Source organism: Gordonia sp. NPDC003504, from assembly GCF_053587995.1.
Genome location: NZ_JBSFPC010000028.1, coordinates 1 through 12385 on the forward strand (window position 1 = coordinate 1; position 12385 = coordinate 12385).

At 69.9% G+C, this 12385-nt stretch carries 12 protein-coding genes and 1 pseudogene; 8 read left to right on the forward strand and 5 right to left on the reverse strand.

The genetic code is table 11. The features are described 5' to 3' along the window. The 4 genes and pseudogenes from ACWDPV_RS24040 to ACWDPV_RS24055 all read left to right on the forward strand — a co-directional run. Positions 1–93, forward strand: a pseudogene (locus ACWDPV_RS24040) (hypothetical protein); the annotation flags it as partial. A gap of 474 nt (positions 94–567) precedes the next feature. Then, a complete protein-coding gene (gene rfbD, locus ACWDPV_RS24045) occupies positions 568–1521 on the forward strand; it encodes a dTDP-4-dehydrorhamnose reductase (RefSeq protein WP_449745000.1) in 954 nt (317 codons plus the stop codon). Between the two features lie 48 nt (positions 1522–1569). Continuing rightward, on the forward strand, positions 1570–2481 hold the full coding sequence (locus tag ACWDPV_RS24050; RefSeq protein WP_348808508.1) for a glycosyltransferase family 2 protein: 912 nt from the start codon (positions 1570–1572) through the stop codon (positions 2479–2481). Positions 2482–2537: 56 nt separating this feature from the next. Further along, a complete protein-coding gene (locus ACWDPV_RS24055; RefSeq protein WP_449745001.1) occupies positions 2538–3608 on the forward strand; it encodes a sugar phosphate nucleotidyltransferase in 1071 nt (356 codons plus the stop codon). Between the two features lie 47 nt (positions 3609–3655). Here the strand turns inward: ACWDPV_RS24055 and ACWDPV_RS24060 are convergent, their stop codons facing one another. Continuing rightward, on the reverse strand, positions 3656–4306 hold the full coding sequence (locus tag ACWDPV_RS24060) for an O-methyltransferase (RefSeq protein WP_348808507.1): 651 nt from the start codon (positions 4304–4306) through the stop codon (positions 3656–3658). A 269-nt stretch (positions 4307–4575) separates the two neighbouring features. Between ACWDPV_RS24060 and sigE the strand changes: the two genes are divergently transcribed. From sigE to tatB, 4 genes are all read left to right on the forward strand, one after another. Beyond that, the gene (gene sigE / locus ACWDPV_RS24065; RefSeq protein ID WP_348808506.1) at positions 4576–5265 is read left to right on the forward strand and encodes an RNA polymerase sigma factor SigE; all 690 of its coding nucleotides are present in this window, start codon (positions 4576–4578) and stop codon (positions 5263–5265) included. 149 nt (positions 5266–5414) lie between these two features. Next, positions 5415–6023 carry a zf-HC2 domain-containing protein gene (locus tag ACWDPV_RS24070; RefSeq protein ID WP_449744994.1) on the forward strand — a complete coding sequence of 203 codons (609 nt, stop codon included), beginning with the start codon at positions 5415–5417 and terminating at the stop codon, positions 6021–6023. Positions 6024–6026: 3 nt separating this feature from the next. Further along, positions 6027–7697 carry a trypsin-like peptidase domain-containing protein gene (locus ACWDPV_RS24075; protein WP_449744995.1) on the forward strand — a complete coding sequence of 557 codons (1671 nt, stop codon included), beginning with the start codon at positions 6027–6029 and terminating at the stop codon, positions 7695–7697. 25 nt (positions 7698–7722) lie between these two features. Continuing rightward, positions 7723–8202 carry a Sec-independent protein translocase protein TatB gene (gene tatB / locus ACWDPV_RS24080; protein WP_449744996.1) on the forward strand — a complete coding sequence of 160 codons (480 nt, stop codon included), beginning with the start codon at positions 7723–7725 and terminating at the stop codon, positions 8200–8202. Positions 8203–8236: 34 nt separating this feature from the next. Here the strand turns inward: tatB and ACWDPV_RS24085 are convergent, their stop codons facing one another. From ACWDPV_RS24085 to ACWDPV_RS24100, 4 genes are all read right to left on the reverse strand, one after another. Then, complete coding sequence (locus tag ACWDPV_RS24085; RefSeq protein WP_449744997.1) at positions 8237–9382, reverse strand: Mrp/NBP35 family ATP-binding protein; 1146 nt, start codon at positions 9380–9382, stop codon at positions 8237–8239. Positions 9383–9445: 63 nt separating this feature from the next. Next, complete coding sequence (locus ACWDPV_RS24090) at positions 9446–10510, reverse strand: lytic transglycosylase domain-containing protein (RefSeq protein ID WP_449745002.1); 1065 nt, start codon at positions 10508–10510, stop codon at positions 9446–9448. A 332-nt stretch (positions 10511–10842) separates the two neighbouring features. Beyond that, positions 10843–11448: a DUF1003 domain-containing protein gene (locus tag ACWDPV_RS24095; protein ID WP_449744998.1), complete on the reverse strand. Its 606-nt coding sequence runs from the start codon at positions 11446–11448 to the stop codon at positions 10843–10845. Continuing rightward, positions 11445–12385: magnesium transporter MgtE N-terminal domain-containing protein (locus ACWDPV_RS24100; RefSeq protein WP_449744999.1), on the reverse strand; the 941-nt coding region annotated here is incomplete at its 5' end. The genes ACWDPV_RS24095 and ACWDPV_RS24100, both read right to left, overlap by 4 nt.

A 12385-nucleotide genomic window follows, 5' to 3' on the forward strand; every position in this document is an offset into this window, starting at 1 on the left:
GTGGACTTCCCCAACACCATCCTCATCCTCACCTCGAACCTCGGTTCCGGTGGCAACGAGGAGCAGGTGATGGCGGCGGTGCGCGCGGCCTTCATCCGTCCGGACGGTCGGCGGGTTCGGCCCGGTGGGTCGGGTCGGGCCGTCCGGTCGCCTCCGGTGCGGGTCGGCGGGGTGACTCACCGGCGCGGCGTGGGCGGGCGGCCGTCGCGTCTGCCGAGGCCGTCCGCGAGCGTCGGGGACGAGCCGCGTCACCGCGTGGGGCGGCGTCGGGCCGTCGACGGACGTCGTCGGGGCGGGAGTCCACGTGTGGGCGGTCCTTTTCGTTCGCGGTGACCACAGTCGGCATCGGCTGAGACGCATGCGCACTGTCGTTACTCGAGTGTCTGACGGTTCTGGTGTGGTTTGCCTTCGCCGAGACTACTGAAGATGACCGCGAAGTCGACGGTGCAACGCCGATGCGTCGTGAGAGGTGTGACCCCGGGCGAGGTGCGGACCCCAGCGGTGGCCGCCGGTGGCCGCTGCGGGCAGACTGTCCGCGTGCACGATGACGCCGACGCCGCGACACCAATGGGAACGCCGCAGGGAACATCACCGGGCGCGATCTGGATTCTCGGGGCCGCCGGGCAACTCGGTACCGCGTTGCGCACTCGTGCACCCGAGGGTGTCGAGATCCGCACCCTGACCTCGGCCGACATCGACCTGGCCGACCCGGACTCGGTGGCCTCGGTGCTCGCGACGCTGCGGGCCGGCGACGCCGTGCTGAACACGGCCGCCTACACCGCCGTCGATGCGGCCGAATCCGACGCCGACGCGGCGTGGGCGGTCAATGCGGTGGCACCCGGCCTGCTCGCGGACGCTATCGCAGCGGCGAACGCGTGGCTGATCCACGTGTCCACCGACTACGTGTTCGGCGACGCGGTGGCCGGCACCGCCGCACCAGGGGCCGTGCAGCGCCCGATGCGCACCACACCGTACGAACCCGGCGACGACGCGGACTCGCTGCCACCGGCCACCGTCTACGGCGCGAGCAAACTCGCCGGTGAACGCGCCGCCCTGGCCGCCGACCCGACCGCGACGATCGTCCGCACCGCCTGGGTGTACACCGGCGGTCCCGAGAGCCCCGATTTCGTCGGGACGATGCGCCGACTCGAGCGGTCCCGCGACACGATCACCGTCGTCGACGACCAGAAAGGGTCGCCCACCTATGCCGTCGACCTCGCCGACGGGTTGTGGGAACTCGTTGCCGGCGGTCCCCGGCCGCCGGTGGCCGGGAAGATCCTTCATGCCACCAACACCGGTGCGGCCACCTGGTACGACGTCGCGCGGGAGGTGTTCACCCTGGTGGGTGCCGACCCGGACCGGGTGCGGCCCTGCAGCACCGACGACTTCCCACGCCCGGCGCCCCGGCCCGCGTATTCGGTGCTGTCCGCCCGGGCGTGGGAACGCGCGGGTCTGACAGCGCTGCGCGAGTGGTCCGCGGCGGTGAGCGCCGCGGTGAGCTCTACCACAGGTTCCGGGTAACCCGCGCAGCCGGTGTGACGTGCCGCGGCCGCCCGCTACGCTGACCCGGTGACGTCGAAGCTGGCCGTGGTGACCGTGACCTATTGGTCCGGTGATCACCTGCACGCCTTTCTCAAGAGCCTCACCCATGCGACGTCCACGCTGCCGCCGGTGATCATCGCCGACAACGGATCGGGCGACGGGGCACCCGAGGCCGCCGAACGCGAACACGCCAACGTCACCCTGATCCACACCGGCGGCAACATCGGCTACGGCGGGGCGATCAACCGGGCAGTGGCCGCGATCGACGACGACGTCGAGTTCATCGTCATCGCCAACCCCGACGTGGAATGGTCGCCGGGGGCGATCGACGAACTCGTCGCGGCGGCCGCGCGCTGGCCACGGGCGGGTTCGCTCGGGCCGCTGATCCGCGACCCGGATGGCTCGGTCTACCCGTCGGCCCGCCGCGTTCCCGACCTGGTGTCGGGCACCGGACACGCCCTGCTGGGCGGGATCTGGAAGTCCAATCCGTGGACCGCCGCCTACCGGGCCGACGACATCGAACCCGGCGAGCGTCCCGTCGGCTGGCTCTCCGGATCGTGTTTGTTGGTGCGGCGCAACGCTTTTGATGCGATCTCCGGATTCGATGAGCGCTACTTCATGTACATGGAGGACGTCGATCTCGGTGACCGGCTGGGCCGAGCCGGGTGGCTCAACGTCTACGTCCCCGGCGCCGAGGTCGTCCACGCCAAGGGGCACAGCGCCGACAAACGCCCCGAGACGATGCTGCCCGCGCACCATCGCAGCGCCTACCGTTTTCAGGCCGACCGCCACCCCGGCGTGTGGCGTGCGCCGCTCCGCTGGGGGCTGCGTGCGGGCCTGGCCGTCCGATCGGCGCTCGCCGTGCGGGCGGCACGCTCCGACTCCACCCGTGTTCAATCCCGTGCCGACCAACCCCCTGCGGAGAGGAAATCCCCATGACGTATTTCGCGGTCAACAACCCGACGCCGGTGCCGGGTGCGGTACCCGATGTCGACATGTCCGACGTCCAGGCGGTCATCCTGGTGGGCGGCAAGGGCACGCGGTTGCGTCCGTTGACGCTCTCGGCGCCCAAACCGATGCTGCCGGTGGCCGGTCTGCCGTTCCTGACACACATGCTCTCCCGCATCCGGGCCGCCGGTATCCGCGACGTCATCCTGGGGACCTCGTTCAAGGCGGCGACCTTCTCCGAGTACTACGGGGACGGATCGAAACTGGACCTGCAGATCCGCTACGTCACCGAGGAGGAACCGCTCGGTACCGGCGGTGGCATCCGTAACGTCCTCGACGAGCTCACCGCGTCGACCATCGTGGTGTTCAACGGTGATGTCCTCGGCGGCACCGACATCCGCCATGTCGTGGCCACCCATCGTGAGGCGCAGGCCGACGTCACCCTGCATCTGGTGCGGGTGTCCGACCCCCGTGCCTTCGGCTCGGTCCCCACCGACGACACCGGGCGGGTCACGGCGTTCCTGGAGAAGACCCAGGACCCGCCGACCGACCAGATCAACGCCGGAACCTACGTGTTCAGCCGCTCGGTGATCGAGGAGATCCCCGCCGGTCGCGAGGTCTCGGTGGAACGCGAGGTGTTTCCGTCGCTGCTGGCCGAGGGCCGCCACATCCACGCCTACGTCGATAACAGCTACTGGCGTGACATGGGCACCCCGGAGGACTTCGTGCGCGGATCGGCCGACCTCGTCCGCGGCATCGCCCCGTCGCCGGCACTCGGCGATCGTCACGGTGAATCGCTGGTGCACGAGGGGGCCGGCATCGCCCCGGGAGCACTCCTGATCGGCGGGAGCGTCGTGGGCCGCGGGGCGGAGATCGGGCCGCGGGCACGTCTGGACGGCGCGGTGATCTTCGACGGTGCGGTCATCGAAGCCGGCGCGGTCGTCGAACGCAGCATCGTCGGGTTCGGCGCACGGATCGGGCCGCGGGCCCTGGTGCGGGACACGGTGATCGGTGACGGCGCCGACGTCGGCGCCCGCTGTGAACTGCTCCGCGGTGCGCGGGTCTGGCCCGGGGTGCAACTGCCCGACGGTGGGGTCCGCTTCTCGACCGACGTCTGAGCGGTCGGTTTCCCGAGATCCCGATGGTCCGGGACCGGGCGTCGTCCTCAGCGGGCCTTGGCTGCGGCCAGCACGCCCGGACCGAGCGGGATCACCACCGGCAGGAGGCGGTCGTCGTCGGCGACCAGCAGGGCGGCCTCGCGGGCGGCGCTGGTCATCGGATCGGTGCGGGCCGGGTCTGCGACCGCCCCGCCGGCGGCGGCGTCGTGGATCACCAGGGCCCCGCCCGGGCGCAGCATCCGGATCGACTCGTTGACGAAACGCGGCAGGTCGAGGCGCGGTCCGTCGATGAAGACCAGGTCGTAGGAGTTGTCGGACAGGCGGGGCAACACCTCACGCGGTGTGCCGTTGATCAGTCGGGTACGTCCGGGTGCTATGTCGCCGCCGGCAAACGATGCGCGTGCCGCACGGTGATGTTCGAGTTCCGGATCGATGGTGGTGAGCACGCCGTCGGCGGCCATCCCGGCCAACAGCCACAGGCCGCTCACCCCGGTCCCGGTGCCGATCTCGGCGACGGCGCGTGCGTCGACGAGACGCGCCAGCATCGCCAGGAGTGCTCCGACCGCCGGACTGACCGGTTCGGTGCCGAGTTCGGCCGCACGAAGACGGGCCGCGGCGAGGGCGTCGTCCTCGACGATGGCCGACTCGGCGTAGTCGATGAGTGCCATCCGCGGGTCGCTCGGCTGTGTACCGGTCATTCTCCCCAGGTTAGACACGCCCCGCCCGACCGACGCCGGGGCACGCCCGAATGTGGGGGACTTACGGGTGGGACCATCCGAAAGTCCGTCCGCTCCGACTTCCTCAGTGAACACTCAGCCGCATCATACGACGACCACACTGCGGTAGGAGAGGCTGAGATCACCGCGCCGGACGCTGCGGGAATAAGGTGGGCGTCGCAACGGTTCGGCATGGTGAATATCACCCACGAGTGCCACTGGTGTTGCGAGAAGGGGACCGGCCACACACGATGACCACATTCCAGGCGACCGACCATGAGGACTCCTCGGCCGCGGCCGTCGACACCGAATCCGCGGGAATAGCCTTGGGCGGGTCCACGGGATCGGATGCCGGTGTGCCCGGTGGAACCGCGGGATTCGATGCCACCGGAAATGACATGTTCATGCCGTCATGGGATGAACTGGTCCGCGAGCACGCCGATCGCGTGTACCGGCTGGCCTACCGGCTGTCGGGAAACCAGCACGACGCCGAGGACCTCACCCAGGAGACCTTCATCCGGGTGTTCCGCTCGTTGTCGAACTATCGCCCCGGCACGTTCGAGGGCTGGTTGCACCGCATCACCACCAACCTGTTCCTGGACATGGTCCGGCGTCGCAGCAAGATCCGCATGGAAGCCCTGCCCGAGGAGTACGACCGGGTACCCGCCGACACGCCCGATCCGCAGCAGGTCTACGCCGATGCATACCTCGACGCGGATCTGCAGGCGGCACTCGATTCGCTGAGCCCCGAGTTCCGGGCCGCGGTGGTCCTGTGTGACATCGAAGGCCTGTCCTATGAGGAGATCGCCGCCACCCTGGGCGTCAAACTGGGGACGGTGCGCAGTCGAATCCACCGCGGCAGACAGACGATTCGTGATCACCTCCTCGCCAACGGTCACGTCGATCGGCGGTCGGTCGCCGTCGGCAATCCGGGTCATTGACCCGTGTCGGGATTGCCGGATCGGGAACCCCGGGCTCTCCTGAATCGTTGGCGAATTCGGTAGGCTGGGTGACCGCCAGGCCCTTCGGGGGCGCGGTACCACGCAGACCTGACAGCAACAGACCTGACGGGAAGGGGTGAAAGAGGGCGATGATGGACGGCCAGCGACGGCAACCCGGCCCGGGTGAACGGCCCGGCGGCGATGGATCCGGAACCGGACAGCCCGACCTTCCCGCGAATCTGCGTCGTCGGCGGTCCTGGGGGCCGTCCGCGTGGGCCCCGGCGTCGTCGTCGTTCGCTCCCGTGCGTCGTCCGGCCGCACCCCGAGAGCGCCGTTTCGCTCCCACTCAGCACCTCGCACCCGAGGCCGTCGCGGCATTCGTCGACGGTGAGCTCGGGATGACCGCCCAGATGCGGGCGACCCACCATTTGGCGATGTGCCACGAATGCGTCGCCGCCGTCGACGCACAGGCCGCCGCCCGCACCCGGTTGCGGTCGTCGGGGACCATGGCGATCCCGTCGGGCCTGCTCGGACAACTGAGCCAGATCCCGACCCGGGAGTTCGACATGAGCGCCGAGGGCGCCCCCGCACTCGACGAGCGCCGCCCCGGCCGGCCGGATGCGGCCCACAATCCCGGGGCGCACAAACCCTCGACCGGACACCGTGCCGGGCCGCCGATGTCACCGTCCGGCGAGGCGGTGTCGGTTCCCGCGCCGCCGATGACCCGTGGTCGAATCCAGCGTTGGCGGAGCCGCTGACACGTGGCCTCTGATCAACACGGTCCGGGTGAGGACACCCGGACGGGCGCCCCTGCCGGTGACCATTCCGACAGTTTCTCCGTCGACGAGGCGCCTGCGTCGCCGAGCAGTCCCGGACATCGGGCCGACTCCGCGAGAGAGGCCTCCGAGCGCTCCGCGGCAGCGGCATCCGGGCCGGCGGCATCCGGGCCCAGTCCGTGGTCGGAGCCGAACTCCGCCGATGCGAGTGGGCCTCGCCCCGCCGCTGCGACGCAGCCGCCGCGCCACGCCCCGGTGTCACCGGCCACTGCCGCGATCTTCGGCCGCCCGAACGGGGTCGCGGGATCGTTCGCGGCCGGCCGGGAGCGCGAACAGCGCCCACAGCCGCAGGTCGCCGCACCCGATCCGGTGCTGGCCGAGGCCTTCGGCCGACCGGACGGCAGCGCCGAGACGCTCCAACGTGACCCACTCGCCTCCTTCGGGGAGCCCGCCGAGCCGGAGTCGCCGCCGGACCCGTGGCGCAATCCCGACAGTCCCGTCGTCCTCGACGGACCTGCGGTTGCCGCAGCCACCTCGCCGGTGCCGACCGTGGCCGGCCCCACACTGGGCCTCCGCGACGTTCTGTTCGGGCGCCGCGTGGCGTGGCATGCACTCGCCACGCTTGCGGTGATCGCCCTGCTCATCGGCGTCGTCGGTGGCCTGATGGGCCGCTTCACCGCCGAGGTCGCCGCACCGCTGAACAGCGACACCGTCGAATTGTCCACCGGCGACGACGGCGGCCAGGCCCCGCGATCGGATGTCGCCGCGGTCGCGCAGTCGGTGGAGAAGTCGGTGGTCGCCATCGACGTGCGACTCAGCGACGGCTCGGCGACCGGTTCGGGCTTCGTGATCGACCGGGAGGGTTACATCCTCACGAACAATCACGTGGTGTCACTGGCCGCGTCGGATCGCAACGCGAAGCTCGAGGTGGTGTTCTTCGACCGCAATCGGGTCCCCGCCCGCATCGCCGGCCGGGATCCCCGCACCGATCTCGCGGTCCTCAAGGTGGACAACGTCGCGAACCTGACCGTCGCGCAGCTCGGGAACTCCGATGACCTGCAGATCGGTGAGGGCGTCGTCGCCTTCGGTTCGCCGCTGGGACTGGATCGCACGGTCACCACCGGCATCGTGAGCGCATTGCACCGCGCGGTGCCGTTGCGTCCGGATGCCGAATCCGACACCGACGCGGTGATCGACGCCATCCAGACCGACGCCGCGATCAACCCGGGCAACTCGGGTGGCCCGTTGGTGAACATGCGCTCCCAGGTGGTCGGGATCAACACCGCGATCCGTTCCGGCAGTGGCGGTTCGGTGGGACTCGGTTTCGCGATTCCCATCGACGACGCCGTCCCGATCGCGCAGGCACTGATCCGCGACGGCAAGGTGAACCACCCGCAGATCGGGGTCAATGCGAGTTCGGTACGCAACGATCGCGTCCTGGGCGCGGAGGTCCGCAACGTCGTCGCCGGCGGTCCCGCCGACCGCGCCGGGGTCCGCGAGAACGACGTCATCGTGTCGTTCAACGGTCGGTCCATCGAGAGCGCCGATGAATTGACGGTCGCGGTGCGAACGGCGAAGATCGGTGAACCGGTGAAGTTCACCTACTGGCGAGACGGGCGCACGTTCGACGGCACCATCACGCCCGGCAGCGACTGACAGCTCGCGGGATCGGAGAAGCGTCATGTTCGACAGCGTGGGCTGGGGAGAGATCTTCATCCTCATCGCGGCTGCGCTGGTGATCCTCGGCCCGGAACGGCTGCCCGGCGCCATCAGCTGGACGATGCAGTCGGTCCGCAAGGCGCGCGACTACGCGACCGGCGCCACCGACAGCCTCAAGAACGAACTCGGCACCGACTTCGACGACCTGCGCAAGCCCCTCGCCGATCTGAACGAACTGCGCGGGATGACACCCCGATCACTGGTCACCAAACACCTCTTGAACGGCGACGAGTCGGTGTTCTCCACATTCGACAGCGTCGGGTCGACCCTGCGTTCGGCGACCGAACCGCCCACCATCAAGCCGGTGTCCAAGGCGATGCCGGCGGGGCCGGAACCCGTCACGCCGACTGCGCCCTCATTGGACAAGGGCACCCCGGTATCGGATTCGGGTCATACGACGGCACGAGGCAATCGCAGCGTCACCGATTGGGACGCAACCTGATTCGTCGGCCGAGAGGATCTTCGGGCGAGGGCGATCAGGCGTGACGGGTGGTGTCGATCCCGAGACTCATCCCGGCCAGGCCCCGACGACGGACCGCCAGCTTGTCGGCGATGGCCCGCAGGGCCGAACCCGACGTCGACTCGGGAGCCGAGAGCACCACCGGGGCGCCGGTGTCGCCGCCTTCACGCAGGGCGGTCTCGAGCGGGATCTGTCCGAGTAGTTGCACTTCTGCGCCCACCATGCGGGTGAGCCGGTCGGCGACCGTTTGCCCGCCGCCGGAGCCGAAGGGCTCGATCCGGGTGCCGTCGGGCAACTCCATCCAGGACATGTTCTCGACGACGCCGAGGATCTTCTGGCGGGTCTGCAGTGCGATCGCACCGGCCCGTTCGGCGACCTCGGCGGCCGCCTGCTGCGGGGTGGTGACCACCAGGATCTCCGCGCCCGGGATGAGTTGCGCGATCGAGATCGCGACGTCGCCGGTGCCCGGCGGCAGATCGAGCAGGAGCACGTCGAGGTCGCCCCAGTAGACGTCGGCGAGGAACTGCTGCAGCGCCCGGTGCAGCATCGGTCCACGCCAGGTGACCGGGGTGTTGTCGTTGGTGAACTGGCCGATCGAGATGAACTTCACGTCGTGGCTGATCGGCGGCATGATCATCTTCTCGACCTGGGTCGGTTTGGCGTCGCTGCCGAGCATCCGGGGCACCGAATGGCCGTAGATGTCCGCGTCGAGCACGCCGACCGACAATCCCCGCTCGGCGAGTGCACACGCCAGGTTCACCGTCACCGACGACTTACCCACCCCGCCCTTGCCGGAGGCGACCGCGTAGACCCGGGTCAGCGAGCCGGGCTGGGCGAACGGGATCACCGGTTCGGCGGAGTCGCCGCGGAGCTTCTTGCGGAGTTCGGACCGTTGTTCGTCGTCCATCACATCGAGATCGACGCGGACCGCGCCGACTCCCGGCACGTCGGCGACGGCGGTCTCGACGCGTCCGCTGATCTCGGTACGCATCGGGCAGCCGGAGGTGGTGAGGTACACCGTGATGTCGACGCTGGCATCGTCGTTGACCGTCACCGACTTGACCATGCCCAGGTCGGTGAGCGGTTTGCCGATCTCCGGATCGCGGACCTTCGACAGGGCCGCACGGATCGCGGATTCGGTGGGGGACACTCCAGTAGTCATCCCAGCCAGCTTAACCAGTGGTGGCGACGACGGGCCCGGAGCCCTGCGGGCGGAGCCCCTGTGTCACCGTGCCGGGGTGGTGCGCGGCGTCGGGGCCTGCGTGGTTCGCGGGGCAGGCTGTCCCGGGATGGTGATCCCGGGCGGCAGGCACAGCATGCCGAGGCACTGCTGGGTCGGCGTGGTGGTATTCGGTGCCGACGGGGACGACGGCCCGCTCGGTGATCCCGGTGACGGCCGTGACGCCGAACTCGAACTCGACGACGAGGACGAGGAGGCGGGCCGACGCATCTCGGGAATGGGGTTGGTCGGCATGACGCCGGTCGCGTATGCCGCAGCCCAGGCCAGGACGTTCTCGGCGTACTCGACCGAGTGGTTGTAGCGCATCACCGCGGCCACCTTGTGGCCGTCGGCCATGATGTCGGTGACGCCGGAACACAGGTAGCGGCCCGCGGAGTAGGTGGCGTCGAAGACGTTGTTCGGATCGGCCTTGCCGTCGCCGTTGGCGTCACTGCCCCAGGCGGCCCAGGTGCTCGGGATGAACTGCATGGGGCCCATCGCACGGTCATGGCTCGCGTCGCCGTCGACCCGGCCGCCGTCGGTGTCGCGGATGACCTGATTGCCGGCGAGCGAACCGTCGAGGACCGGTCCGGCGATCGGGTTGATCGTCGTGCCGTACTGGTCAACCGAACCGTTGCTCGCATGATTGGACTCGATGCGTCCGATGCCGGCGAGGAGGAACCACGGCAGTTTGCAGGCGCCGCTCTCGGATGCCACGCGGTTGGCGGCGAGTTTGTAGGCCTGCAGGACGACGCCGGGGATTCCGAGCGGACCGGACGGGAGGTCGGCGGCGATACGGAACTGCGGGGCCACCGACGGGGCGGCGGTCTGCGCGGCGGGGGGAGCGAAACCCAGCAGGGCCACCGGCTGACCCGCGGCCACCGCGGCGACCTCGACGGGCGCCTCGGGCGCGGCTGCCACCGGGATCGCACCGTCGTGTGCGCTGGAGGTGGCGGCTCCGAGGATCATCGCACCGACCAGCGCGGCGCCGACGCCGACCGAGGCGGTGCGGCGGGTGACGACGGTACGGCCTCGCGGTCCTCGGCGTAGCCGTAGGGGCCGTGGTGTCATCATCGCCGTCCACCCCGGGAGGAGGTCGCAGCGTGGGTCGGCACACCCGGTGGCGTTGCCCGTTGCGGTTTCGGCGCAATCCCCGATCTCGTCGGCAGCCCTGTCACGTCGTTCACTCCGTTGTCACTTCACGCACTATCGCCCCCCGAGGAGCACCAACTCGCGCGGCGGCCGACCACCGATCGAGAAATCGGCGACGAATCATCAACCCGCCCTGCACTGTGGTCCACCATACATTTGGGTCGGGTGTCCCAGTCGGCGAACCCCGGAATCGGGCCTCGAGACGAACATCGGCGACGGTCGATGCCGCGTTACCGCCGGTCGGTCACCGCTCAGCGCCGATGCTCGCGCGCGGGATTCGTCGGTTTCGTCGGTGTCCGCCGGCTCGGATGTGTTGCCGACCGGGCCTCGGTATCGGGATCGGTATGCCGACGCGGACCGTCGGCGGGCGTGTCGAGGTCGCGGGCGGCGAGCCGATCGACGAGGTCATCGAGCAGGTCGTCGAGCTCTTTGCGCAGGTAGTCACGGGTGACGGTGTCGCCGACGGCCAGCCGGACGGCGGCGAGCTCACGCGCGAGGAACTCGGTGTCGGCCTTGGTCTGTGCGGCCCGTGTGCGGTCCTCGTCGAGGGCGATCTTGTCGCGGTTCTCCTGGCGGTTCTGCGCGAGCAGGATCAGCGGCGCCGCGTAGGCGGCCTGGGTGGAGAACGCCAGATTCAGCAGGATGAACGGGTACGGATCCCATCGCAACGACACCGCGAACAGGTTGATGAGGACCCACACGATGACGATGACGGTCTGGATGGCCAGGTATCTGCCGGTGCCGAGGAAGCGTGCGATGCGCTCGCTGTAGACGCCGACGATGTCGGAATCGAGGTTGAAGCGTGGTCGGCGATTCTCGCGGGGCGTGTCGAGGCGCCGTCCCCGCGGTTCACTCATGAGGACACCTCATCGCTGAACTCGTCGTCGGCCGGCTCGGTCTCACGCCAGTCGCGGGGCAGCAGTTCGTCGAGCAGGTCGTCGACGCTGACGGCACCGAGCAGGTGGCCCTGATCGTCGACCACGGGCCCGCAGACCAGGTTGTAGGTCGCGAAGTAGCGGGTGACGGTCTCCAACGAATCCTCGGGTTGCAGATGGGCCAGATCGGTGTCGAGGATGCCGCCGACGATGTTGGCCGGCGGCTCCCGCAGCAGCGCCTGCACGTGCACACAGCCGAGATACTTGCCGGTGGGGGTGGAGGTGGGCGGGCGGACCACGAAGACGATGCTGGCCGCCGCCGGGTTGATGTCGGGGTCACGGACCCGGGCCAGGGCCTCGGCGACGGTCGTCGCCGCGGTCACGATGATCGGTTCGGAGGTCATCAGGCCGCCCGCGGTGTCCGGGGAGTGCGTCAGCAGACGCCGGACCGGCTCGGATTCCTCTGGGTCCATCCGGGTCAGGAACGCCTCCGCCTCGGCGTCGGACATCTCGCCGAGCAGGTCGGCGGCGTCGTCGGGGTCCATCGCCTCGAGAACGTCGGCGGCCCGCTCGATCTCCAGGTGCGAGAGCAGATCGGTCTGGTCGTCGGGTGGGAGTTCCTGCAGCACATCGGCGAGGCGCTCGTCGTCGAGTGCGGTGGCGATCTCGTCACGCCGCTTCGCGGGCAGTTCGCGCAGGGCGTTGGCGACGTCGGCGGCGCGCATGCCCTCGAACTGCAGCAGCGCCTGCGCGACGCCCTGGCCGGGCAGGTCCAGGGTGCTCTGGGTCAGGCCCTGCACGCTCGACCACTCCACCACGTGGGTCTGCATGCGTCGGCGTAGGCGGCCGCCGGCGCGGGCTCCGGCCCGGGGGAGCACCCCGGCGCCGGGGCGGGGGGGGGGGGTCCCGAGGGGGAGGC

Excerpts from the sequence above, each read along its gene's own strand:
- rfbD (WP_449745000.1), top strand. The coding sequence starts at position 568 with ATGGGAACGCCGCAGGGAACATCACCGGGCGCGATCTGGATTCTCGGG.
- ACWDPV_RS24055 (WP_449745001.1), top strand. The coding sequence starts at position 2,538 with ATGTCCGACGTCCAGGCGGTCATCCTGGTGGGCGGCAAGGGCACGCGG.
- ACWDPV_RS24060 (WP_348808507.1), bottom strand. The coding sequence starts at position 4,306 with ATGACCGGTACACAGCCGAGCGACCCGCGGATGGCACTCATCGACTAC.
- sigE (WP_348808506.1), top strand. The coding sequence starts at position 4,576 with ATGACCACATTCCAGGCGACCGACCATGAGGACTCCTCGGCCGCGGCC.
- ACWDPV_RS24070 (WP_449744994.1), top strand. The coding sequence starts at position 5,415 with ATGATGGACGGCCAGCGACGGCAACCCGGCCCGGGTGAACGGCCCGGC.
- tatB (WP_449744996.1), top strand. The coding sequence starts at position 7,723 with ATGTTCGACAGCGTGGGCTGGGGAGAGATCTTCATCCTCATCGCGGCT.
- ACWDPV_RS24085 (WP_449744997.1), bottom strand. The coding sequence starts at position 9,382 with ATGACTACTGGAGTGTCCCCCACCGAATCCGCGATCCGTGCGGCCCTG.
- ACWDPV_RS24090 (WP_449745002.1), bottom strand. The coding sequence starts at position 10,510 with ATGACACCACGGCCCCTACGGCTACGCCGAGGACCGCGAGGCCGTACC.
- ACWDPV_RS24095 (WP_449744998.1), bottom strand. The coding sequence starts at position 11,448 with ATGAGTGAACCGCGGGGACGGCGCCTCGACACGCCCCGCGAGAATCGC.